Raw genomic sequence first — 23,424 nt, 5'->3', positions numbered from 1 at the left:
TGTTCGGGTCGACGTATCGCTTCGCTTCCCAGCTCGCCGCGCAGTCTCGGCAGGAAGCCTTCGTACTCGCGCTGAACAAAGGCGATGAGCCCTTCGCGCACCTTGCAGCGCAAATCCCACGACTTGCTCGAACTCGACGAACTGACCAGTGCCCGCAGCTGCATCGCCTTGTCATTGGTGTCGACCACCTGCAGCACGCAGACGCGACCATCCCATTCCGGCGCCTGCTTGCAAAGACGCTCGAGCTCGCCACGCAGCGGATCCAGCGGCAGGCCGTAGTCAAACCACAGCATGGCCGAGCCGAGCACCTGCGAGCTGGTGCGTGTCCAGTTCTGGAAGGGATTCTCGATGAAGTACTGCAGCGGCACGACAAGGCGGCGTTCGTCCCAGATACGTATGACGACATACGTGCTGGTGATCTCTTCGATCTTGCCCCACTCGCCTTCGACCACCACCACATCGTCGAGCCGTATCGGCTGGGTCAGCGCGATCTGCAGCCCTGCAATGAGGTTGCCCAGCACGGGCTTGGCTGCCAGGCCGACCGCAAGCCCGGCAACGCCCGCCGATGCCAGAAGCGTGGCCCCGAACTGGCGCACGACGGGAAACGTCATCAGGGCCACACCGGCGCCCAATACGATGGCGACGACGCTGCCCGTGCGGCTGAGCACGCGCGCCTGCGTCTGCACACGACGCGCGCGGAGGTTGTCTTCCAGGTCGAGCGGATTGAAGCGCGACACCGTGGCATCGAGTGCGCCGATACAGCGGACGATGAACCATGTGCAGGCAACGATGAGTCCCAGGCTGATGACATGCTCGATGCCATCGATCAGGCGTGCCGGCTCATCGGGCGACGCGCGAAAGGCGATGAGCAGCATCGCCAACGGCACGACGGCTTCCATAGGGGCATTCGCCCGGGCGATGATGCTGGCCCCCATCGGGTGACCGACGGCGAAGCGACGCAGCAAGAATTTCACCAAACGGCGAAGAACACCCGCGACGGCCAGCGCGATAACGATAATCAACGCAAAACGCGTCCACGGATGCGCGAAATCTGGCATCCAGTCGGCAAGTTTCATGGTCCACAGCCTAACGGCCGGGATGTCCACGTTATGTTGTGGCGCAGCAATAACGAGGTAAAGTGCCCACGATGACCGAGCTTTTCGTCCTGCCCGATGTGCTTGAACACGGCCTGTCGCTGGTATTCTGCGGAACGGCGGCCGGCACACGTTCCGCGCAGGATCGCGCGTACTACGCGCATCCGGGCAACATGTTCTGGCGGACGGTTTTCGCGATTGGACTCACGCCCCGGCTTCTCGCTCCGGCGGAGTTCCCCTTGATGCCAGCCTTCGGCCTAGGCCTCACGGACCTCTCCAAGTTCCATTACGGCAACGACAGCGAGCTGCCGTCGGACGCCTTCGACATCGCCGCCCTGCGCGCGAAGATCGAGACCTTCTCACCTCGCGTACTCGCCTTCACCAGCAAGCACGCCGGCGCGTCGGCACTCGGCAAGCCCGTCGCCTGCGGACTACAACCGACGACGTTCGGCAGCACGCAACTGTTCGTCCTGCCCTCACCTTCCGGCCAGGCGCGGCGTTCGTGGAACACCGGCATCTGGCAGGAGCTTGCCGACGTCGTGCGCGCTCAGCCGCCCGGGATCGAGCGGTAAGCGCGTACGTCGTTGGGTGACACTGACGCGGCCTTGTTCGACCAGGCCTGACGTATGTACGTCACGACCGCCGCCGCATCGTCGTCCGACAAGGTCTGCGAAAACGGCGGCATCGAATAAGGACGCGGATTGCCAGCCGTTCCCGGCGCGAACCCACCCGACAACACGATACGAATCGCGTTGATCCCGGTCGGCTCGACGACGGACGAATTGCCGTCCAGCGGCGGATACGCATCACCCTTCCCGCGCCCATCGGCCGCATGGCATCCCGCGCACTGGTCCGCGTAGACCTTCTGCCCCGTCTTCGCGAGATCAGCGGCGTCGGCGGCGGATTCGTGTTGGCGCGGCGGTGCACGTTCGGGAAGCGATTTCAGGTACGTGGCCATCGCGGCGAGGTCACTGTCGTTGAGATGCTGCGTACTGCGGATCACCACGTCGGCCATCGGACCGAAGGCCGTGCCCTTCCGCGAGCGTCCGGTCTTGAGCAACGCCACGACATCGGCCTCGGTCCAGCCACTCAGCCCGCCGTTCGGACCCATGGACAGATCGGGCGCGTACCAGTTCTGCACGGGTACAAGGCCGCCGGCGACGAAGGGATCGGTGATCATGGCGCCAAACGTGTTGCGCGGGGCGTGACACTCGTTGCAGTGCCCGAGCCCCTGCACGAGGTACGCGCCGCGATTCCACGACGCCGATTGTTTCGGATCGGGCTGGTACTCGCCCTCGTCGAAGTACAGCAACCGCCAGGATCCCATCAACGAACGCATGCTGTACGGCCAGCGCAAGGCCGGCTCCGTGTGCGCGAGCTTCACCGGCGGAAGGCTCTTCAGGTACGCGAAGATCGCATCGGTGTCGGCGCGCGTGACCTTCGTGTACGACGTAAACGGAAACGCGGGATACAACGACGTGCCGTCGTGCCCCTTGCCCGAGTGCATGGCGTGATAGAAGTCGTCGGCCGTCCAGCCGCCCAGGCCTGTTTCCCGATCGGGTGTGAGGTTGGGTGCCGTGACCGCACCGAACGGGGTCGGGACGACGTGTCCGCCCGCGAACGACTGGCCGTTGCGTGCGGTGTGGCAGGAGTCGCAGTCGCCGGCAAGCGTGAGGTAGTGACCCCGCGCGACGAGGTCGTCGGCGCTGGCGGTCCATGCCGTGCAGACCAGCGCGAACGCAGCGAACACACGTAGGAAACGCTTCATGTGCCCCCTCCCAATACGCCGCAACGCAGTGGGGGCGTGAGGCTGCCCTCGGGCTCCGCATGTGCATTTTCCGGTACGGGACGCTGGGCGAGCCAGGCCGAGACCGCGCTGATGTCGGCGTCGCTAAGGCGACTGACGATGGTCTTCATGCAGTCCGGCGCCACCGTGTTTCGCGTATTCGTGCGCCAGGAGCCCAGCTGGGCGCTGATGTAGTCGTAGGGCAGGCCGACGAGGCCGGGGATGTCCGGCTGCACGCCCGTGAGGTTCGGGCCGTGACAGGCCATGCAGGGCGGAATGGCACGGGCGGAATCGCCCTTGGTGGCCAGTTGCTCGCCACGCGCCATCGCTGCCGGTGACGTCGCCGGCACATCGTGCAGTGCGTACGGCACATCCTGCGCGGAGAAGTACTCGGCGATCTCACGCATGAAATCGTCGGTGAGCGGGCCGACCGTGTACTCCATGATCGGGTAGTGCCGCAGACCGCGCTGGAAGTCCTGCATCTGCCGATGCAGATAGCCCGCCGGCTTGCCGGCCAGGCGCGGGTTGAAACCGTTGCTGCCACCTTCCCCGTGCTCACCGTGACAGCTGGTGCAGGCGGCGATGCGCTGGACCAGCGTGTCGGGCACCGGAGACGTCTCGGCGGCCATGGCCTGCATGGCGCAGAACGCGGCGGCGGAAATGACCAGCCGGCGGAAAAGACGACGCATGTGGCGCTCCCTGGCGTTTCGTTGACAAGCCCGGCAAGAGTCGCGCGGGCATGACTTCCGTGCAGTATAGCCACGCACGGCAATGCGGTAGATTGCACGCAGTCGCCATCGCATCGCCAGGGGGAAAAGACATATGCAGCATGTATGGATCAGGCCGGCCGCACTGACACTGGCCCTCACCGTCACCTTTTCCGCGAGCGCCATGCAGGCACGCGCCGCGAACGAAGACGACGCCTTTGCGTCCATTGCGACGATTCGCCAGGCATATGCCACGGGTGCGCTGACGCCCGAAGGCCTCACCACCCTCTTCCTCTCGCGGATCGCCACGATCGACAAGGCGGGGCCGACGGTGAATGCCGTGCTGGAAACCAACCCGGACGCCCTGGCCATTGCACGCAAAGCGGGCAAGAACGGTCCGCTGGCCGGCATCCCCATCCTGCTCAAGGACAACATCGATACGGGCGACCGCATGCAGACCACGGCCGGCTCGCTCGCGCTGGTGGGCAAGCCGGCGCCGCACGACTCGGCGGTCGCAGCGAAGCTGCGCAAGGCGGGTGCCGTGATCCTCGGCAAGACCAACCTGAGTGAGTGGGCCAACATGCGCAGCAACCACGCCACCAGTGGCTGGACGGGACGCGGTGGCCTCACGGTCAATCCCTATGTGCTCGACCGCAATGCCTGTGGCTCGAGCGCGGGCTCGGGGTCGGCGGTCGCCGCCGGCCTTGCCACCGTAGCGATCGGCAGCGAGACCGACGGCTCGATCATCTGTCCCGCCTCGATGACAGGCCTCGTCGGTATCAAACCGACGGTCGGGCTGGTCAGCCGCACGGGCATCATTCCCATCTCGCACAGCCAGGACACCGCCGGCCCGATGGCACGTAGTGTCGCCGACGCCGCGACGGTCCTCAGCGCGATCGCCGGCAGCGATCCACGCGACCCGGCAACGAAAGATGCTGACAAGCACGCCACCGATTACACGAAGTTCCTCGACCCGAATGGTCTACGCGGCAAGCGCATCGGCGTGGTACGGCAGCTGGGTGGCATCGAGCCGAACGCGGATCGCGCGTTGGAAAAAACCATCGCCATCCTCAAGGCGCAGGGCGCGACCGTCGTCGACCCCGTCGAGATCCCGCATCTGAAGGAGCTCAGCGAGCACGAGATCGATGTGCTGCTTTACGAGTTCAAGCACGACATCAACGCCTACCTCGCCGGCCGCCCCGACCAGCCGATGAAAACGCTGGCCGACCTCATCGCGTTCAACGACCGGGAAGCCGCGAAGGAGATGCCGTGGTTTGGCCAGGAGTTGTTCCTCCAGGCACAGGCGAAGGCCGATCTCACCGACCCGACGTACATCGAGATCCGCGACCGCAACCAGCGTCTCGCCGGGCCCGAAGGCATCGACGCGGCGCTGGCGAAGGATCACCTCGACGCCCTGCTCGCCCCGAGCTGGGGACCGGCGTTCGTCAACGACCTGGTCCTGGGCGATCACGTCGTCAGCGGCGACCCAACCGTCGGCGGCGTCTCGGCGCCCGCGGCGATCGCCGGCTACCCGTCGATCACCCTGCCCGTCGATTTCGCACACGAGCTACCCGTCGGGGTAGTGTTCTTTAGTGCGAAGTGGAGCGAACCTACGCTCATCGCGATCGCGTATGGTGTCGAGCAAAAAGCCAACGCGTACAGACGGCCGAAGTTCCTGCCGATACTGCCGGTTCGCTGATAAACGGTTCTTCGCGGATTACCCGGGGCTGGGGCGCTCGGCTTCAGGCCGGGCACCTTGCGCAGGGCTCGCCTTCGGCCTCGCAGGCTCGGCTTGCGCCATCGCTCTTTACACTTGAGCGTCTCGCGGGGAGACCTTGGTGTCCACCCTCGCTGCTCAGACAGGTCCTCCGCGTTCGACAAGGAAAGGCCGCTGACGCGGCCCATGTACCTATTTGGCCTACGGCCGCTCCACTTGTGCGGAACTCGCCTCGAGGGTGGACACCAAGGTCTCTCACGACGATGCGGTGGAGTTGGGGGGAGAGCCGTTGGCGTGGTGCCTCGTCGCCCCGACCGCTGTCGGCACACCAAGGCGATGCGGAAGCGGTTGCTGATACCCGGTTGCCGAACACCTTCCTCGCGACTGTGTCGGCGTGTCGGCTGCGGCGTGTCGCCGTGTCGCCGTGTCGCCGTGTCGCCGACGATGCTGCGCGCGTTGGCTCGACCCACGCGAACCTCGAGGTCCGGGAGAGTCTTCGGTGCCCACCCTCGAGGCGAGTTCCGCACAAGTGGAGCGGCCGTAGGCCAAATAAGTACACGGGCCGCGCAGCGGCCTTTCCTTGTCGAACGCGGAGGACCTGTCTGAGCAGCGAGGGTGGGCACCGAAGGCTCTGCGCCGCGACGTCTAGTTACCGAAGGCTCAGCGCCGCGACGTCAGGCTCTGAGCCGCCACGTACGCGCCCACCGAATCCCCGGCATTCCGCCATGAACCATAAAAAAGGGCCCGCACAATGCGGACCCTTTTTCGATACTTGGTGACTGCTACAGAAGCCGATTCATTGGCGATACCGCGGCCGATTTACGCCTTGTTGGCAAACTCGCGGACGATCGGCGCCAGCTTCGGATCTTCCAGGGCCATCGCCATGGTGGCGCGGACCAGGCCAGCCTTGTTGCCGCAATCGAAGCGCGTACCTTCGAAACGATAGGCAAGCACCTTGCCCTTGGCCTTCAGCAGATCTTCGATGGCGTCGGTCAGCTGGATCTCGCCGCCGGCACCTTCGCGCGTGTTGCGCAGGTATTCGAAGATATTACCCGGCAGGACGTAACGACCCACCACGGCAAGCGTGGACGGCGCATCGGCCGGCTTGGGCTTCTCGACCATGTGCTTGATCACGGTGGAGCGGTCGTCGACCTGCTCGGTAGCGTCGACGATGCCGTACTTGTCGGTGTCCTTCTCCGGCACTTCTTCCACCGCGATGACGCCAGCGTCGTACTTGTCCGCCACTTCGGCCATCTGGCGCAGTGCACCCTTGCCCTTGTTCCAGATTAGATCGTCCGGAAGCATGACGCCGAAGCGCTCGTCGCCAATCACCGGCGCAGCACGCAGAACGGCGTCGCCGAGGCCGAGGGCCTCCGGCTGGGTGACGAAGACGCAACGCACGTGGCGCGGAAGGATGCCACGCAGGATCGAAAGCAGCTCTTCCTTGTTCTTTTCCGCCAGCTTCTCTTCCAGCTCGTAGGCCTTGTCGAAGTAATCGGCGATGGCGTGCTTGTAGCGGTTGGTGACGAACACCAGCGTGTCGGCACCCGCGTCGACGGCTTCGTCCACGGCGTACTGGATGAGCGGACGGTCGAGCACGGGCAGCATTTCCTTCGCTACCACCTTGGTCGCCGGGAGAAAGCGCGTACCGAGGCCAGCAACAGGAAATACGACCTTGCGCAGGGGTTGGGTCATGATGCGATGTCTCCGTTTTCGTTTCGGCGAAGCGGCACGACGTTGTCGGCCTGCGCGTCGCTCCAGCGGAACGAAGGCAGCAGTTGCGACACGCAGCGACGCAGGGTCTCTTCATCGAACGTGGCCGCGGCCTCTTCGGCGCGAGCCAGCTGGGTCTGCAGCATCTCCCACGATACCTGACGATGCTGCGCCTGGAAGATCTTGGCGTGGGTGGTGCTCGTGTAATTTTCCAACGGGTGGAACAGTTCCTCGAACAGCTTCTCGCCCGAGCGCAGGCCGGTATAGACGATCTGGATGTCGGAGCCCGGACGCTTGCCGGCAAGACGGATCATCTGCTCGGCGAGGTCGCGGATCTTGACCGGATCGCCCATGTCGAGCGCGAAGATCTCGCCCCCCTTGCCCAGGCTCGCTGCCTGCAGAATCAACTGGCAGGCTTCGGGAATGGTCATGAAGTAACGCGAAATCTCCGGATGGGTGATCGTCAGTGGACCGCCCTGGCGAATCTGCCGGCGGAACAGCGGGACCACCGAACCGGCGGAGTCGAGCACATTACCGAAACGAACGGTGATGAAACGTGTAGGCGTGTGGGCGGCAAGGTTCTGGCACCAGATTTCCGCCATGCGCTTGCACGCACCCATGACCGAGGTCGGATTCACGGCCTTGTCGGTGGAAATCAGCACGAAGGATTCGACGCCGCAGCGCACGGCTGCATTGGCGACCACGCGCGTGCCCATGACGTTGTTGCGGAACGCTTCGCGCAACTGACCCTGGAGCATCGGCACGTGCTTGTAGGCGGACGCATGGAAGACGATCTGCGGCTGCGTTTCTTCGAACAGGCGGTTGATCGCGACCGTTTCGCGCGCATCCGCGAGTACGCCGTTGAAGATCAGCTCGGGATAGGCCGAGGTCAGCTCCTGGCCGATGCGGTACAGGTTGTACTCGGACATCTCAACGACGGTCAGCGAACTGGCGCCCAGACGCGCGACCTGACGGCAAAGCTCCGAACCGATCGAACCGCCGCCACCGGTGACGAGCACGCGGCGACCGCTGATGTTCTCGCGGATCGCTGTCCAGTCGAGTTCCACGGCGTCGCGGCCGAGGAGATCCTCGATAGCCACTTCCTTGATCTCGTTGAACTGGGCGCGCCCGGCAACGACATCTTCCAGGCGCGGCACGGTGCGGAACGGCAGGCCCGTGCTCTCGCAGAAGGCCACGATACGACGCATCTGCGCCGTGGTAGCACCGGGCACGGCGATAAGGAGCATCTGCACGGCCACGGCCTTGGACAGCTCGGCGAGCTGGTCCACCGTACCGAGCACAGGGATGCCACCGATCTGCGCACCACGCAGGGCCATGTTGTCGTCCACGAAACCGATGACGCTGTAGCGGCTGTCGCGACGGAGGTCGCGCGATAGCGCTTCGCCGGCGCGATCCGCGCCGACGATCAATACCCGTTTGGTAGGCGCCGACTGAAACAGGTCGATGCGGCTGTCTTTCCAGAAGCGGTAGCTCAGGCGAGGCAGGCCGAGCAGCACCACCAGCACCACCGGGTAGACCAGCAGCACCGATCGCGGGACGCCATCCAGACGCGCGTACATGACCATGGCCAGGCCGATGATCAACGCGCCGATAACCGTCGCGCGAATGATGTTCCAGAGATCCGGAAGACTGGCGAAGCGCCACACGCCCTTGTAGAGACCGGTCCAGTTGAACACGGCGCCCTGGACCAACAGGACGATCGGGAATTCCATCGGCAGGTAAGTCACCGGCGCGAGGTCCGGCATGAGCGCATAGCGGAGCGTCTTGGCTATCCACCACGCGAGAGCCGCCATGGCGAGGTCGTGCGCGACGACCGCCGTACGTGGATGGATGATGCCTATGAACTTACGCAGAAACATGTCGCTCCCTTCGACGCAAGCAATGATGCTTGCCAGTACGCCAGACTGCTGCCCCTAGCAGGTAGGTTGCCCCGAAACACACGGGCGCAGCCGCCGGCCAGCGGAACGCGATCCATGCGACAGGAACGCAGACGAGCACGTTCCATGCGAAGTAGCCCAGGGCTACCCTTCGGTGCGTTGCACCCCGCCTCACGAGCCATTGGTATAGATGCTCGCGGTGCGGAGTGTACCAGCGCGCACCGCGCAGCATTCGCACGAGCAACGTCAAGGTCGCGTCGACGACGAAGGCTGACGAGAAAATCAGTGCTGGCCACAGCAAGTTCGTACGATAGGCCCACGCCATCGCCGAAAGCGCGAATACGATCAGGCCAAGGGTGGCACTCCCGACGTCACCCATGAAGATCCGGGCCGGCGAGCGATTGAACCACCAGAAGCCGGTGGCTGCCGCGGCGAGCGCCAGCCCTGCACCGGCGAGGGCCTGGCTACCTGCAGACCACGCCAGGGCGGCGTAGCCGGCACCGAAGAACATGGCTTGTTGTGCCGCCAGGCCGTCGATCCCATCCATGAAATTGTGCAGATTGATGCACCAGACCCCGGCGACCAGCAGCGGGATCGCCCATAGCAGGCTCGAGGTGCCCGAGGCCACCGCGACGCATAGCAGGAGCGTCGCGGCGAGCTGGATCACCAGTCGGGGCCGGATCGGCAGCGAACCGTGGTCGTCCAGCCAGCCGATGGCAGCCACCGCCATGACTGCGAGACTGAAGGCAGCCGTCGTCGCAGCTCCTGGTGAGACTGGAAGAAGCAGCAGCGCAGAAGGCATACCCACCAGCGCACCCAGCACGATACCGATGCCACCGCCGCGAGGCGTCGGCATGCTGTGCGAACGACGTCGCCCCGGAGCGTCCAGCATCCCCCGTCGCTCCGCGTAAGCAATGGCCATGCGCACGCTGGCAACGGAAACAATGAAAGACAGTACGGCGCCGCCGACGATCAGGAACGAGGGACTCGCGAGCTCGGGCGTCATTCGTTGGCGACGCCATGGATTGGCCGCACGGTGCCCCAGTTCTTGCAGCTTGGGCACTGCCAGTGGTGGGCCTTGGCACCGAAGCCGCAGCGGCTGCAGCGATACATGGCCTGCCCTTCGAGCAGCTTGCGGGTCAGGTCGCGCAGGATCAGGTAATTCTCGCGGGCCTCACCCGACACCTTGTCCATCGTGGCGTCGATCAGCGCCATCAGTCCGCGCACCGACGGGCGCTTACGCAGCTGACCGGTGAGGAAGTCGATGGCCGTCCGCTCGCCGTCCCTGCCCTCGTAGAGCCGGGTCAGTGCCAGCACGGGGGAGATGCCGTGATAGCGCTCCATGATCTCGCGCAGGAAGGTCTCGGCGCGGTCCATCTGCTGGGAACGCGCGTAGCAGTTCAAAAGCGGGGGGAGGATTTCCGGCACGAAGGCGATGTCGGCAGCAATAGCCGATTCGTACGACTCGATCGCCGCCATCATGTCGTCGTCTTCGAACGAGAGGCGCCCCGCGATCATGTGCGCGCGCACGCATTCCTGCTGACAGGCAAACGCCTCGCGTATGTAATCGCGCGCCTCGGTGCGTGCGCCGTGCTGTCGCGACTGCTCGGCCAGCTCGCAATAGAACTGCGCGATCATCGCGGACTCGTCCTCGCTGGTCATGGCTTCGAGGCGTCGTGCGTGATCGATGGCCTTATGCCATTCGCGCTCGTGCTGGTAGATCGAAATCAGGTGACGCAGGGCAGAAGGCGCCAGTGCATCCATGGCCACGAGGTCGGAAAAGAGCGTCTCCGCGCGATCCAGCAGACCGGCGCGCATGTAGTCTTCGCCCAGCTCGAGCAAGGCGACCGTCTTCATTTCGTCGGACAGGCCCTGGCGCGAGACCAGGTGCTGGTGCAGGCGAATGGCGCGGTCCACTTCGCCTCGCTTGCGGAAGAGATTACCCAGCGCGAGGTGGGTCTCGACGGTATCGCGGTTGTACTCAGCCAGACGCAGGAACACCTCCAGCGCCTTGTCCTGCTCCTCGTTGAGAAGGTAGTTCAGGCCACGGAAGTAGTCGGATGAGAGTGCGTTGACTTGTTCGCCCGAACGCCGCGCGTGCGTACGGCGAGCCAACCACCAACCGCAGGCAAAGGCCAGCGGGGGAACGAGCGCCAGCAACCAGATCGGATTCATGCGGTCGTCGCGTTGGCTACCTTGCGATCGCTGCGTTCGCCACGGCGTTTGCGCCGCTGTGCGAAGGAGGTGCCGAGCCAGGCGGTGATGCCGCCGAGGACCCAACCCACCAGGACCGCCGCGAGCATCGCTCCGCCCTTGGGCAGGGACAGTCGGGCAAAGCCGAGGTCGAACGGCACGAGATCGGCATTCAGCGCGCCGAAGACGATACCGGCGGCGACGAACAACAGAAGAAAGAGGATGGTAATGAGGCGCATAGCCGCGACTGTACCCGAATCCTGAACACGATGGTGCGCCGCGGTTGGCGATCTGTACAGGTTCGCCGACCCCCTTGGGATGTGCTCTATGTAGGAGCCGATTCATCGGCGATAGGTGCTCGCCGCGCGACTGAAGGTTGCGTCGAGCGTGCCCGCTGCTGCGGGGTCGCCGATGAAGCGGCTCCCACAATAGAAAAAAGCCCGGCGTAAGCCGGGCTCGTCAGCAAAAAAAACGCCGCGTCAAAGCGCGGCGTCTTCCTCGGCCAGGTTTACGCGTTCGCGTAGTTCCTTGCCAGGTTTGAAATGCGGTACGTGCTTGCCCGGAAGGGCAACCGCCTCACCGGTCTTGGGGTTGCGCCCCATGCGCGGTGGACGGAAGTGCAGCGCAAAGCTTCCGAACCCACGAATCTCGATGCGCTCACCCGTGGAAAGGGCCTGGCTCATCTGTTCGAGCACGCTCTTGACGGCTAGTTCCACATCGCTAAAGGCAAGGTGGGTCTGGCGCCGCGCCAGCGCCTCGATCAATTCCGACTTTGTCATGGGTCCCCTGTTTTTAGCTGAAGCGGGGGGCGGCGAACCGCCCCCCGCCCGACGGTTAGTCGGCCTTGTTCATCTGCTCTTTGAGGAGCGCACCGAGCTTGGTCGTGCCACCAGCGGCCGAAGCGTAGTCAGCCATGGCATCGGCCACGTCTTCCTCGTCCTTGGCGCGGATGGAAAGCTGCAGCTGACGGCCCTTGCGGTCCATGCCGGTGAACTTCGCCTCGACGGCGTCGCCAACCTTCAGGTACTGCGTGGCGTCGTCGACGCGTTCCTTGGCGATGTCGTTCGCACGGATGTAACCCTCGACACCTTCGCCGAGATCGATCACCGCACCCTTGGCGTCGACTTCGCGGACGGTACCGTTGAGGATCGTGCCGCGCGGATTCGAGGCCATGAACTGACCGAACGGATCCTGCTCCATCTGCTTGATGCCGAGGGAGATGCGCTCACGCTCCGGATCGACCGCGAGAACCACGGCTTCAACTTCGTCGCCCTTCTTGAAGTTGCGGACGAGGTCTTCACCCGAGGCCTGCCAGGAGATGTCGGACAGGTGGACGAGACCATCGATGCCGCCGTCCAGACCGATGAAGATACCGAAATCGGTGATCGACTTGATCTGACCGGAAACCTTGTCGCCCTTCTTGTGCATGGCGGCAAACGCTTCCCACGGGTTCGAGCGGGTCTGCTTGATACCGAGGGAGATACGACGACGCTCTTCATCCACGTCGAGGACCATGACTTCCGTCTCGTCACCGACCTGTACGACCTTGGCCGGGTTGACGTTCTTGTTGGTCCAATCCATTTCCGAAACGTGCACGAGGCCTTCGACGCCCGGCTCGATCTCAACGAAGCAACCGTAATCGGTAACGTTGGAGACCTTGCCGAACAGACGGCTGCCGACCGGATAGCGGCGGGCGATAGCGACCCACGGGTCGTCGCCGAGCTGCTTGAGGCCGAGCGAAACGCGGTTGCGCTCGCGGTCGTACTTCAGCACGCGAACGTCCAGCTCGTCGCCAACGTTCACGACTTCGGACGGGTGACGCACGCGCTTCCACGCCATGTCGGTGATGTGCAGCAGGCCATCGATGCCGCCGAGGTCGACGAATGCGCCGTAATCGGTCAGGTTCTTGACGACACCCTTCACGACCGCACCTTCCGTCAGGCGCTCGAGCAGCTTCTCGCGCTCTTCCGAGAACTCGGTCTCGACAACCGCGCGGCGGCTGACGACGACGTTGTTGCGCTTGCGATCAAGCTTGATGATCTTGAACTCGAGGTCTTTGCCTTCGAGGTAAACCGGGTCACGGACCGGACGCACGTCGACCAGGGAGCCCGGCAGGAATGCGCGGACGTCCTTGATGTCGACCGTGAAGCCGCCCTTGACCTTGCCGGAGATCTTGCCGGTGATGGTCTCTTCCTTGTCGAACGCCTGCTCGAGGTCGTCCCACACCATCGAACGCTTGGCCTTCTCACGGGAGAGCTTGGTCTCGCCGAAGCCGTCTTCGAGCGCGTCGAGCGCGACCTTGACCTCGTCGCCCACTTCCACTTCCAGTACGCCTGCTTCATCCCGGAACTGCTCGATCGGGACGATGCCTTCGCTCTTCAGGCCGGCGTTGATCACCACCACGTCGTTGCGGATTTCCACAACGATACCGGTGACGATGGAGCCGGGCTTCAGCTTGGAAATAGCCTGCTGGCTCTGTTCAAACAGTTCGGCAAAACTTTCAGTCATGTTGATTCCAGGGTTATGAAAGGTCGTACCCGGCGCCTGCGTACATTCTTTAACGCGTGCGGACAGGGGACCCACCGGTTGTGGGCACATCGAGCAATCCCAGATGGGACCGCCCCGTGCCGTTGCCAAGAACCCGCGCACACTGCGCGAGCGTTGTGCCGGATGCGCCTTACGGACGCACCACGGCGAATACTTTTGCCACCACCACCTCGATCGGCATGCCGGTGGTATCGATCACCACGGCGCCTTCGGCGGGCTTCAACGGGGCAACGGGGCGCGACGCATCCCGCTCGTCGCGCGCCTCGATTTCTCGCTGGAGGCCTGCAAGTGTAACGCTCAGACCCTTATCCTTCAACTGCTTATAGCGTCTTTTCGCACGCTCGGAGGCACTGGCGGTCAGGAATACCTTGTGGGCGGCATCGGGGAAAATCACCGTCCCCATATCGCGACCGTCGGCCACCAGGCCAGGACCCTTGCGAAAGCCCAACTGCATGTCCACCAGGGCCTGGCGGACGGAAGGGATCACCGCGATGGCCGACGCGGCGGCGCCGGCGGTCTCCGTACGCAGCTCGTCCGTGGCGTCGTGGCCATTGACCAGGATGTGGGTCTCACTATGGTCCGGACTGGCCCGGAAGCGGATCTTGACGGTCTGGGCGCATCGCGTGACCGCGTCGACATCGGAAAGGTCGATGCCCTCCTCGGCCGCCGCATAGCCCACCGCCCGGTAGAGCGCGCCGGAATCGAGCAGGTGCCAGCCGAGCTTCTCGGCGACCAGACGGCTGATGGTGCCCTTGCCGGAGCCCGAGGGGCCGTCGATGGTCAGGACAGGGGCGACAGCCGAATGGGGCATGGGATAGCTCTCTTGCGAAACCCGCATGATATCTCGTCATGGCAGGCGAATTGGTCCCATGGACAGCTTTCGCGAACGCGTGCTACAAGCCCCCATCGTTCCACACCCGCGGGTTACCAGCTCCATGTCCGACGACCTCCAGAGCCAGTTCGAGCAGGCTTCGCTGGATATAACCCGCCTCGGCCACCGACCGGACAACGACACCCTGTTGCGCATCTACGCCCTTTACAAGCAGGGCTCCGAGGGTGACTTCCACGGCGAGAAGCCAGGATTCTTCGATTTCGTCGGCACGGCGAAGTACGAGGCATGGGTGAAGCTGGCCGGCACGCCCCAGGAAACGGCGATGCAACAGTACATCGGCCTGGTGCGCTCCCTGGGAGGCTGAGGGCCGTCCGGCGGCGCCTATGAGGCGCCGTGCGACAGCCACGCGGCAACCGGCATGTCACCAAACAAGGCTGCCGCGTCCACCGCCCCTCCCTGCATGTCCCCTTCCACCATCAAGCCGGTCCACCGCCCATCGGGCAGGACGACGGTCGTACCGGCCCAATGCCCGGCGGGAATGGCCGGCGCGGAGGTGCCGGCCAGCCACGGTGCGGTATGCCGGGCCGCCGCGACCACGATGCGCTGCCCCCGATGCTCGCGGACGAAAGCCAGTACGTGCCCGGCGGCCGGTCCATCGACCTCGAGGGGCCGGTAGCTGCCGCGAGCGAACAGTTCCGGATGCTCACGCCTGGCCCAGAGCAGCCGGGCGATGACAGCCTGCTTGATCGTGCCGTCCCGCCAGTGCGCCAAGGCGTCCCGTGGCGCCGCGGCACGCTTTAGTGAAGCCGCTCGCGCGGGAAAATCCACCGGCCGCCGGTTATCCGGGTCGACCAGGCTGAAGTCCCAATAGTCGGTGCCCTGGTAAATATCGGGCACCCCGGGAGTGGTCAGGCGCAACACGGTCTGGGTAAGGCCATTGGCCGCACCCGGGGTCGCGATGTACTCGGCGAAGGCAGCCAGTTCGGCGGCCGCATCCCCCGACAGCACCGCCCGAAGGAAATCCTCGCAGGCGTCCTCATAAGGTTCGTTCGGCGAGGTCCAGCGCGTCCAGCGCTTGGCTTCGCGCAGCGCCTTACGCTGCCAGGCGGCGATGCGCGTGGCGAACAACTCGAGGCCGTCGACATCGTCCGGGGCCAGGTGCAGGGGCCATGCACCGACGAGCATCTGGTAAAGCATCAGCTCGTCGCCGGCCGAGGGCGCCATGCGTCCGTCGGCGCGCCGACGAAGATCGGCGTGACGGATGCGCCAGCGCTCCACCGTGATCACCCAGCGCTCGGCGACTTCGGACAGCACGGCGAGCCGGGCGCGCAGGTCTTCGCCGCGCTTATGATCGTGCGTCGCCGTGGCCAGCAGGTTGTGCGGCAAGGTGGCGGCGCGATCCACGCAACGGGCGTGGAACGCCTCGGGTGTCATCGACAGTTGCGCCGCGTCGACCCCGACCTCGTTGCGCGAAAGCAGACGTCCATAACGATAGCCCGCGGTGTCCTCCACGGCCTTGGCGGCTACCGGCGACGTCGCTTGCTGGAAGATCGCTATCGCCCGCTCGCGTGCCCGTCGCACGGGCCCCGGCGGCAGGCTACGCGGCGCCACGCCACCGAGCCAAAGGGCGACAAGGTGCAGCAGTTCGGTGTCTTCCACGCGAATCGTGCGCAGCGCACCTTCGACAGCCCGCGCGAAGATCGCTTCATCGTAGGCATCGCGTCCCGCGCCGCCCGCGTAGGTCCGGTACACGGGAAAATGCACGAGCAGCTCGATGAGTACGCGCCGGATGGCGGCCAGGGAGACATCGCGCGTCGCGACATCGGCGCGTGCCGAGGCAAAAAGGGCGCGTGCCGTCCGGTCCAGCTCGGCTTCGAAACTGTCGACGAGGATCTGTCGGCGAGCACGCACCGCCTGCGTGGCGAAGTCGGCGGACTCACCGGTGAGATGGCGCCAGAGTTCGGTCAGCGGCGCCTCACCCGCGCCGTCGTGCAGCACGGCGGACACCTGGTCCATGAATTCGTAGCCCGTGGTGCCATCGGTGCGCCAGTCCAGGCGTAGCGATTCGTCTTCGGCGAGAATTTTTTCGACCACCAGGTAGGCGCCGTCGCGCGGCGCACCCGGCGGACGCTGCAGGCGCAACTTGTCGAGCCGATGCCGCAACTGCCGGCAATAGCGACGAGGGTCGGCAAGACCGTCGACATGATCGCAACGCAGGCCGTCGATGAGGCCTTCCGCATACAGCCGAAAAATCGTCTTGTGCGTATCCTCAAAGACGGCCGTACGCTCGATGCGCAAGCCAGCCAGCTCGTTGATGTCGAAGAAGCGCCGATAGTTGACCATGTCACTGGCCAGTTTCCAGAACGCGAGACGGTAGTGCTGACGTTCGATCAGCGCATGCAGCGCCGCCCGGCCGTCGTCGCTTTCCGGGTCATGCCTGGCGATGGCGTCGTCACCGAGCCCGGCAACTGACGCCGGTGACAGCGGCAGGTCATCGTCGTAGAGACGAAGCACCCACTCTTCCTTGCGCCGGGCGATATGCAGATGCCCGTTGCGCAGGGTCTCGTCGTAGCCGGCGCCGAGGATCGGCAAGAGGACGCGACTGCGCAAAAGGGGATCCGGTGCCTGCCAGTCGATGTCGAAATAGTTCGCGTAGCGGCTCTCGCGTCCGTGACGCAGCACGTCCATCCACCAGGCATTCTGCGTGCCTACGCCCATGTGATTGGGCACGATGTCGACCACCAGGCTCATGCCATGCTCACGCAGGGCCGCGACGAGGCGCCGCAGCGCGTCTTCACCGCCGAGCTCGGGATTCACTTCGTGGCAGTCCACCACATCGTAGCCGTGCGTGGAGCCCGCGCGTGCGCGCAGGATCGGCGACGCGTACAAGTGACTGACGCCGAGGCTGGCGTAATAGCCCACCACCGGAACGGCGTCGTCCAGCGTGAAGCCCGCATGGAACTGCAGGCGCGCCAAGGCACGCGGTGGACTCATGTGCGGTTCCGCGTCTTGTCGATCACATCGCAAACGGCGTGAGCGATCGGCCCGTCGAAAAGGCGCGAAGACGAGTCAGGCATACGGCGCCGCCAGTTCGGATGGATTGCGTCGGTCGGGCCCGGAAGGTTCGGCTGCTCGTGCAGTCCGAGGATGTCCTCCACCGGATAGATCACCAGCGGCGCGGGCGCTTGCGCCACGTGTTTCGCCGCTGCCACGACCACGGGGGAGATGTCGTCCAGCCCCGGCGGCGCATCTTCATTCCACGCCGACCCCGACGCGCACATGGCACGCCACAGAAGCACCCGCTCGCGCTCGCGCTGCAGGTTCTCGTCCACCGCAGGATCGTCGAGACCGGTCTTCTTCCGCCACTCCACGTCGCGGCCACTCCACCAGCCGGCCACGGTGGGCACATCGTGCGTGCTGGTCGTCGCCATGGCCTTCTCCGACCATTCGAGCGGCGAGACGAAGCCGCCATCCGCCGCGCGCTCGAACCAGAGCACGCGAATGCCGAGCACGCCCTTGTCGCCGATCGCCTGGCGGAAATCGGCCGGCACCGTACCGAGGTCCTCGCCGATCACGATGGCGCGATGCAGGTGCGATTCGAGTGCGATGAGCCGCAGCATGTCCGTCAACGGATAGCGCACGTACGCACCCTCGGTGGCACCGGCGCCATGGGGCACCATCCACAGGCGCTTCAGGCCGAGCACATGATCGATACGGACGCCACCGGCGTGGGCGAGTGCCGCACGAAGCATGCCGATGAAACCCTTGAAACCGGTATCGCGCAGGCCGCGCGGCGAAAACGTGGTGAGCCCCCAGTCCTGGCCCAGACGATTGAGTGCATCCGGCGGCGCGCCGACGGAAAGCCCCTTGAGCACCTCGGCCTGGTGGGCCCAGGCATGACTGCCGCCCGAGTCGGCACCGACAGCAAGATCGGCGACGAGACCGATGGCCATGCCGGCATCGCGCGCTGCCTTCTGCGCGCCTTCGAGTCCCTGAGTAGCGAGCCATTGCAACCATGCGTGGAAACCCACCTCCCGCGAATGCTCGCGAGCAAACGCGGCCACCTCGCGACTCGCAGGGTCGTGGTACGCCGCAGGCCAACCCTGCCAGCCGCCGGGACGACCGTGCGCACTGAAGTCGGCATGCAGGGCCTCGAACCTGGCATGCCGTTCCAGCGGCTCGCCCTGAGCGCGGCGGAACGCACCGAAGCGTTCGGAATGGGCGAGGTCGACCGAGGCCGATTCGAAGAGCGAGCGCAGGATAGTCATCCTGGCACGCGCAGCGCGAGGCCAGTCGATCAGGTCCAACCATTCCAGTTCGGCAAGTTCCTGGCGCAGGTTGTGCGTGTCGATCACGGCACGCACGGTTTGCTCGCCGCTGGTTCGCACCGGGTCGACGTAGAGGCCATTGAGGAACAACCGACTCGACGGCGCATAGGGACTGTATCGCTCCGGCGCCGCGGCAAACAATGCATGCAGTGGACTGATCGCCAGTGCGTCCGCGCCCTTCTCCGCCGCGGCCTTCGCACAGGCCTCGAGCGCAGTGAAATCACCGATGCCGCCATCGCCCGGGCGACGCAGGCTCGACATCTGCACGGCCACACCCCACGGGCGACGCGCCGCGGCGATGTCGGCGATGCCGAAGGTACGCGGCGGCGCGACGGCAAGCGTGACTTCGTCTTCGTCGAGGAACAACGTGTAATAACCGGGAATAGAGGGCGCATCCAACTGGCCGTGGCCGGAAGGCAACTGGCCTTCGCTGACGAGGCTACCGTCGTCGGCGAGCAGCTTCCACACGCGTCCGCGGGGAGCGACAGGCAAGGCAAAGCGGTCGCCAGCTTCAGCGGTCACCAGGCGCGGGGGTTGCCGGCCCGTACGCTCCTGTTCGATGCGCTGCAGGCTCGCCTCGATGTCGTCGGCGTTATCCGCCGGAAGATCCAGGGCGCGCAGGACGGCGCGCAACGTGTCGGCCGGCGTGGACTGCGGACGATCCAGCGCGTCGCGCCAATACACGTCTACGCCGGCCTGTTCCGCTAGCAGGGCGAGACGATCGTCGAGGGGGGCGTTCACGGCTCAGGACTCCAGGCAGGCAACGGTGCGGCGTGCCGGAAGCAGGCCGCGCGATACAGAGGCAATCTCGGCGGCGTCGCCATGCAACCACGCCGCCGAGGGCGATGGTGGCTGCGCGATGGTGACGTCGGTGTTGCCGAGGTTGACGAAGACGGTCAGAACCTGGCCGCCGAGCGACCACGACGCCTTGAGGGCGTGCTCGCCCAGAGGCATCGCGCCGAGGCTACGTGCGTCGTCGATGTAGGGCGCCACATATTTGTGGCGCAGCGCAATCAGGTCACGGATAAACAGGCGTCGATGCTCACCGTGCGCGATATCGCGCTCCGGAATCGACGCGGTGAACGTGTCGTACTCGTTCGGATCGGGAATGTCCTCGCCTCCGAAACGGGTGAACGCCGCAAACTCCTTGCGACGGCCGTCACGCACCGCGTCACGAAGTTCGTCGTCGCTGAAATCGGTGAAATACAGGAACGGTGTTCGACTCGCCCACTCCTCACCCATGAAAAGCATCGGCACGAAGGGGGCAAGCAAGAGCAGCGCCAGTGCCGCTTCCATCGTGGCGGGATCGATCAGCGTCGTCAGGCGCTCGCCGAAGGCGCGGTTGCCGACCTGGTCATGGTTCTGCAGAAAGTTTACGAAGCGCGACGGCGCCAGGTGCCCACTCGGTTCGCCGCGGCGACGTGCCCCCATCAACTCGCCCTGGTAGGCGAAGCCTTCGCGCAACGTCCTCAGTAGCTTGTCCATCGGCGCTTGGTAGTGAGCGTAATAACCCTCGCCCTCGTCCGTGAGCAGGACGTGCAGCGCGTTGTGGAAGTCGTCGTTCCACTGCGCGTCGAAGCGCCCGCGGCCAAGCAAGTTGGCCTGGTTGGCCTCGTTCTCGAGGATCAGGTGCACATGGCGATCCGGTCCGACGGCGGCGTGGACGCGGCTTGCCAGCGACGACAGCCAGCCGGGATTACCGATCGCGTGGACGGCGTCGAAACGCAGGCCGTCGAAGCGAAACTCCTGGATCCAGTAAAGCGCGTTGTGAACGAAGTAGTCGCCGACCTGCGGCGATGAGACACCGATCGCGGCACCCCAGGGCGTGTGCACGCCCTCGTCGAAAAATCGCGAGGCATAGGCGCCCAGATAATTCCCATCGGGCCCGAAATGGTTGTAGACCACGTCGAGGAAGACCATCAGACCGAGATCGTGCGCCGTGTCGATCATGGCCTTGAGATCTTCCGGCGAACCGTAAGCGTCCGCCGGCGCATACGGAAGCACACCGTCGTAGCCCCAGTTGCGCTCGCCGGGAAACTGGGCGATAGGCATGAGTTCGATCGCCGTGACGCCCAGCGACACCAGGTGCGGAAGGATCATCTCGACGCCATGAAATCCCCCGAGCACGCCCACATGGAGCTCGTAGATCACTGTTTCGCGCCAGGGCCTTCCGTTCCACGCCGTATTGCGCCATTCGAAGGCAAGAGGATCGGTGACGATGCTATAGCCATGCACATCGCCGCCACGCTGGCGCCTCGACGCGGGGTCGGGCACGGCCAACGACGCATTGATCCGGAAGCGATAACCCACGCCTATCTCGGCCGGGCAGATGCATTCGAACCAACCATCGTCAAGCGACCGCATGGGCGCCGTATGGCCGGTGTCGCACTCGAGCGACACCGCGTCCAGATCGGGGGCCCAGAGCCGGAAACGGGTGTTCCCATCGCCCAGCGATCGCGCGCCATAGGGCATCGCATGCACGAAGCGGGCGCTCATGCCGGTTCCGTCCGGACGATCGAGCCGAGCAGGATGACGCTGTGCCCTTCGACCGCAATGGTCGAATCGGTCCACGCGACCTCGGTTGCGCCAGGCGACGCACTATTGCAGCGCATCCGCCAGCTGACCGCCGGTGCCGGTAGATGGAACACGTGGGTTTCGGGCGTCGCGTTGATCAACACGAGGGTCACGTCGGCGCGCTTCTCGCCGTACGCCTGGGCACGGCGCAGGGCAAGGAGGCGACCTTCGGTATAACCCCAGGTTTCCTGGGTCATCTCCGCGCCGCTCTCGTCGAACCACGCCACCTCGCGCATGCCCGGCGCCACTTCGGTATCGCCACGCAGGAAATGCGCCGCGCGCAACGTAGGATGCTGTTCGCGCAGGCGTGACAGCCGGGCAACGAAGTCGGTGAGTTCCCTGCCCTGCTCCGACGTGGCGAGCTTCCAGTCGTACCACGACAGCTCGTTGTCCTGGCAATACGCATTGTTGTTGCCCTGTTGCGTACGACCGAACTCGTCGCCGCCCAGCAACATGGGCGTACCGTGCGAGAAGAACATGGTCGCCAGCATGGCGCGCTTCACGCGCTCGCGCGGTATCCGAATGGCCGGATCGTCGCTCGGGCCTTCGACGCCGTGATTGTAGCTCTCGTTATCGTTGCCGCCATCGCGATTTTCTTCGCCATTGGCATCGTTGTGCTTGTCGTTGTAGCTGACCAGGTCTTCCAGCGTGAAGCCGTCGTGCGCGGTCACGAAGTTCACCGAGGCCCAGGGCTTTCGCCGCTGGTGATCGAACAGTTCGCCCGATGCCTGGAGCCGGCCGGCAAGAATACCGCGCATGTTCGAATCGCCCTTCCAGAACTTACGGATGTCGTCGCGGAACTGGCCGTTCCACTCGGCGAAACCCGGCGGATGATTACCCAGCTGATAACCCCCGGGGCCGATGTCCCACGGCTCCGAGATCAATTTCACGTTGGCTAGCACGGGATCCTGGCGCATCGCATCGAACAGGCCGCAACAGGGATCGAATCCTTGCTCCTCGCGACCCAGGCTCACGCCGAGATCGAAACGGAAGCCGTCGATGTGGAAGGTCTGTACCCAGTAGCGCAGCGAATCCATCACCAGCTGGATCACCCGCGGGTGGGCCGTGTTGACCGTGTTGCCGGTACCGGTGTCGTTGATGCAGTAGCGTGGATTGTCCGGCATCAGACGGTAGTAGCTCTTGTTGTCCAGGCCACGGAAGGACATCGTCGTACCCAGCTCGCTGCCCTCGCAGGTGTGGTTGTAGACCACGTCGAGAATCACTTCGATGCCCGCTGCATGCAATGCCTGCACCGCGGCGCGTATCTCGTTGAGCGCACCTTCGGCCATGTAGCCCGGCTCGGGCGCGAAGAAGGCCAGCGTGTTGTAGCCCCAGTAATTACGCAGCTTCATCTCGGTGAGGCGGCGGTCCTGCACGAAGGCGTGCACGGGCAAGAGCTCCACCGCGGTGATGCCGAGTTTGACCAGGTAGTCGATCACGTAGGGATCGGCGAGGGCGATGAAAGTGCCCCGCTCGTTCTGGCGAATACGCTTCAGCGTGCGCGTGAAACCCCGCAAATGCGTCTCGTAGATGATGGTCTCATTCCACGGCGTGTGCGGCCGGTTGCCGCCGGTCCAGTGCATGGGCTCATCGACCACCACGGCCTTCGGCATGGCAGCGGCACTGTCACGCCGGTCGAAGGAAAGGTCGGCACGCGGCGAGGAAACACGGTAACCGTGCAGGGCGTCGGACCAGCGTACCTGTCCATGCAACAGGCGCGCATACGGATCGAGGAGCAGCTTGTTCGGATTGAACCGATGCCCCTCCTCGGGCTCGTAAGGCCCGTACGCACGAAAGCCATAGAGCGTGCCACCACGGACACGCGGCAGATAGCCGTGCCACGTTTCATCGGTGCACTCGGGCAGGTCGTAGCGCGCGATCTCCCGCTTGCCGGAGGGATCGAACAGGCACAACTCGATGCGCTCCGCATGTGCGGAGAACACGGCGAAGTTGGTACCCATGCCGTCGCAGGTGGCGCCCAGGGGATAGGGCGTACCCGATTGCATGCGTTCGGGAAGTGCAGGCATCGATTTCC

At 64.8% G+C, this 23,424-nt stretch carries 17 protein-coding genes and 1 pseudogene; 3 read left to right on the top strand and 15 right to left on the bottom strand.

Annotation, left to right across the window (positions count from 1 at the left end; genetic code table 11):
• The coding region (locus HB634_RS07645; protein ID WP_213948158.1) for a mechanosensitive ion channel domain-containing protein at window positions 1-1,076 on the bottom strand (1,076 nt) is incomplete at its 3' end.
• Window positions 1,077-1,147: 71 nt separating this feature from the next.
• Between HB634_RS07645 and HB634_RS07640 the strand changes: the two genes are divergently transcribed.
• Window positions 1,148-1,666, top strand: a complete 519-nt coding sequence (locus HB634_RS07640; RefSeq protein ID WP_213948157.1) for a mismatch-specific DNA-glycosylase — start codon at window positions 1,148-1,150, stop codon at window positions 1,664-1,666.
• Here HB634_RS07640 and HB634_RS07635 read toward each other — a convergent pair.
• Both HB634_RS07635 and HB634_RS07630 read right to left on the bottom strand, forming a co-directional pair.
• Window positions 1,642-2,862 (bottom strand): cytochrome c, encoded by a 1,221-nt coding sequence (locus HB634_RS07635; protein WP_213948156.1) that lies wholly within the window; start codon window positions 2,860-2,862, stop codon window positions 1,642-1,644. The genes HB634_RS07640 and HB634_RS07635 overlap by 25 nt on opposite strands.
• Complete coding sequence (locus HB634_RS07630; protein WP_063572089.1) at window positions 2,859-3,569, bottom strand: c-type cytochrome; 711 nt, start codon at window positions 3,567-3,569, stop codon at window positions 2,859-2,861. The genes HB634_RS07635 and HB634_RS07630 overlap by 4 nt, the downstream gene beginning before the upstream one ends.
• A 133-nt stretch (window positions 3,570-3,702) precedes the next feature.
• On the opposite strand from HB634_RS07630, the gene HB634_RS07625 reads away from it, so the two are divergent.
• On the top strand, window positions 3,703-5,286 hold the full coding sequence (locus HB634_RS07625; RefSeq protein ID WP_213948155.1) for an amidase: 1,584 nt from the start codon (window positions 3,703-3,705) through the stop codon (window positions 5,284-5,286).
• Between the two features lie 837 nt (window positions 5,287-6,123).
• Here the strand turns inward: HB634_RS07625 and galU are convergent.
• The 8 genes and pseudogenes from galU to cmk all read right to left on the bottom strand — a co-directional run bounded on the left by galU (window position 6,124) and on the right by cmk (window position 14,466).
• Window positions 6,124-6,999, bottom strand: a complete 876-nt coding sequence (gene galU / locus HB634_RS07620) for a UTP--glucose-1-phosphate uridylyltransferase GalU (protein WP_046966714.1) — start codon at window positions 6,997-6,999, stop codon at window positions 6,124-6,126.
• Window positions 6,996-8,897, bottom strand: coding sequence for a nucleoside-diphosphate sugar epimerase/dehydratase (locus tag HB634_RS07615; protein ID WP_046966713.1), 1,902 nt, complete (start codon window positions 8,895-8,897; stop codon window positions 6,996-6,998). The genes galU and HB634_RS07615 overlap by 4 nt, the downstream gene beginning before the upstream one ends.
• On the bottom strand, window positions 8,884-9,921 hold the full coding sequence (locus HB634_RS07610) for a glycosyltransferase family 4 protein (protein WP_063571020.1): 1,038 nt from the start codon (window positions 9,919-9,921) through the stop codon (window positions 8,884-8,886). Before HB634_RS07610 ends, HB634_RS07615 begins: the two co-directional genes overlap by 14 nt.
• Window positions 9,918-11,090 (bottom strand): lipopolysaccharide assembly protein LapB, encoded by a 1,173-nt coding sequence (gene lapB / locus HB634_RS07605; protein ID WP_063571021.1) that lies wholly within the window; start codon window positions 11,088-11,090, stop codon window positions 9,918-9,920. The genes HB634_RS07610 and lapB overlap by 4 nt, the downstream gene beginning before the upstream one ends.
• Window positions 11,087-11,347: a LapA family protein gene (locus HB634_RS07600; protein ID WP_213948154.1), complete on the bottom strand. Its 261-nt coding sequence runs from the start codon at window positions 11,345-11,347 to the stop codon at window positions 11,087-11,089. Before HB634_RS07600 ends, lapB begins: the two co-directional genes overlap by 4 nt.
• 240 nt (window positions 11,348-11,587) lie before the next feature.
• Window positions 11,588-11,899, bottom strand: a pseudogene (locus HB634_RS07595) (integration host factor subunit beta); the annotation flags it as partial.
• 43 nt (window positions 11,900-11,942) lie between these two features.
• Window positions 11,943-13,616, bottom strand: a complete 1,674-nt coding sequence (rpsA, locus tag HB634_RS07590) for a 30S ribosomal protein S1 (RefSeq protein ID WP_046966708.1) — start codon at window positions 13,614-13,616, stop codon at window positions 11,943-11,945.
• Window positions 13,617-13,785: 169 nt separating this feature from the next.
• Window positions 13,786-14,466 carry a (d)CMP kinase gene (gene cmk / locus HB634_RS07585; protein ID WP_082878935.1) on the bottom strand — a complete coding sequence of 227 codons (681 nt, stop codon included), beginning with the start codon at window positions 14,464-14,466 and terminating at the stop codon, window positions 13,786-13,788.
• 124 nt (window positions 14,467-14,590) lie between these two features.
• Between cmk and HB634_RS07580 the strand changes: the two genes are divergently transcribed.
• Window positions 14,591-14,851, top strand: coding sequence for an acyl-CoA-binding protein (locus tag HB634_RS07580; RefSeq protein WP_213948153.1), 261 nt, complete (start codon window positions 14,591-14,593; stop codon window positions 14,849-14,851).
• A 17-nt stretch (window positions 14,852-14,868) separates the two neighbouring features.
• Here HB634_RS07580 and treY read toward each other — a convergent pair whose 3' ends face one another.
• Genes treY through glgX form a run of 4 tightly spaced genes read right to left on the bottom strand, consistent with a single transcriptional unit; the run spans window position 14,869 to window position 23,416 of the window.
• Window positions 14,869-17,481: a malto-oligosyltrehalose synthase gene (gene treY / locus HB634_RS07575; RefSeq protein ID WP_213948152.1), complete on the bottom strand. Its 2,613-nt coding sequence runs from the start codon at window positions 17,479-17,481 to the stop codon at window positions 14,869-14,871.
• The gene (gene malQ / locus HB634_RS07570) at window positions 17,478-19,556 is read right to left on the bottom strand and encodes a 4-alpha-glucanotransferase (protein ID WP_213948151.1); all 2,079 of its coding nucleotides are present in this window, start codon (window positions 19,554-19,556) and stop codon (window positions 17,478-17,480) included. The genes treY and malQ overlap by 4 nt, the downstream gene beginning before the upstream one ends.
• Before the next feature lie 3 nt (window positions 19,557-19,559).
• Entirely contained in the window at window positions 19,560-21,311 is a 1,752-nt protein-coding gene (treZ, locus tag HB634_RS07565; RefSeq protein ID WP_213948150.1) for a malto-oligosyltrehalose trehalohydrolase, read from the bottom strand.
• Window positions 21,308-23,416 carry a glycogen debranching protein GlgX gene (glgX, locus tag HB634_RS07560; RefSeq protein WP_213948149.1) on the bottom strand — a complete coding sequence of 703 codons (2,109 nt, stop codon included), beginning with the start codon at window positions 23,414-23,416 and terminating at the stop codon, window positions 21,308-21,310. The genes treZ and glgX overlap by 4 nt, the downstream gene beginning before the upstream one ends.
• Window positions 23,417-23,424 lie beyond the last annotated feature (8 nt).

The organism is Luteibacter sp. dw_328, from assembly GCF_018449605.1.
Taxonomy (GTDB): domain Bacteria; phylum Pseudomonadota; class Gammaproteobacteria; order Xanthomonadales; family Rhodanobacteraceae; genus Luteibacter.
This window is presented reverse-complemented; position numbering and strand designations above follow the sequence as displayed.

Coding starts and splice junctions, on each gene's coding strand:
- treY (WP_213948152.1), bottom strand. CDS start 17,481: ATGAGTCCACCGCGTGCCTTGGCGCGCCTGCAGTTCCATGCGGGCTTC.
- HB634_RS07580 (WP_213948153.1), top strand. CDS start 14,591: ATGTCCGACGACCTCCAGAGCCAGTTCGAGCAGGCTTCGCTGGATATA.
- HB634_RS07615 (WP_046966713.1), bottom strand. CDS start 8,897: ATGTTTCTGCGTAAGTTCATAGGCATCATCCATCCACGTACGGCGGTC.
- cmk (WP_082878935.1), bottom strand. CDS start 14,466: ATGCCCCATTCGGCTGTCGCCCCTGTCCTGACCATCGACGGCCCCTCG.
- HB634_RS07635 (WP_213948156.1), bottom strand. CDS start 2,862: ATGAAGCGTTTCCTACGTGTGTTCGCTGCGTTCGCGCTGGTCTGCACG.
- glgX (WP_213948149.1), bottom strand. CDS start 23,416: ATGCCTGCACTTCCCGAACGCATGCAATCGGGTACGCCCTATCCCCTG.
- treZ (WP_213948150.1), bottom strand. CDS start 21,311: ATGAGCGCCCGCTTCGTGCATGCGATGCCCTATGGCGCGCGATCGCTG.
- lapB (WP_063571021.1), bottom strand. CDS start 11,090: ATGAATCCGATCTGGTTGCTGGCGCTCGTTCCCCCGCTGGCCTTTGCC.
- rpsA (WP_046966708.1), bottom strand. CDS start 13,616: ATGACTGAAAGTTTTGCCGAACTGTTTGAACAGAGCCAGCAGGCTATT.
- HB634_RS07630 (WP_063572089.1), bottom strand. CDS start 3,569: ATGCGTCGTCTTTTCCGCCGGCTGGTCATTTCCGCCGCCGCGTTCTGC.
- HB634_RS07600 (WP_213948154.1), bottom strand. CDS start 11,347: ATGCGCCTCATTACCATCCTCTTTCTTCTGTTGTTCGTCGCCGCCGGT.
- HB634_RS07640 (WP_213948157.1), top strand. CDS start 1,148: ATGACCGAGCTTTTCGTCCTGCCCGATGTGCTTGAACACGGCCTGTCG.
- HB634_RS07625 (WP_213948155.1), top strand. CDS start 3,703: ATGCAGCATGTATGGATCAGGCCGGCCGCACTGACACTGGCCCTCACC.
- HB634_RS07610 (WP_063571020.1), bottom strand. CDS start 9,921: ATGACGCCCGAGCTCGCGAGTCCCTCGTTCCTGATCGTCGGCGGCGCC.
- galU (WP_046966714.1), bottom strand. CDS start 6,999: ATGACCCAACCCCTGCGCAAGGTCGTATTTCCTGTTGCTGGCCTCGGT.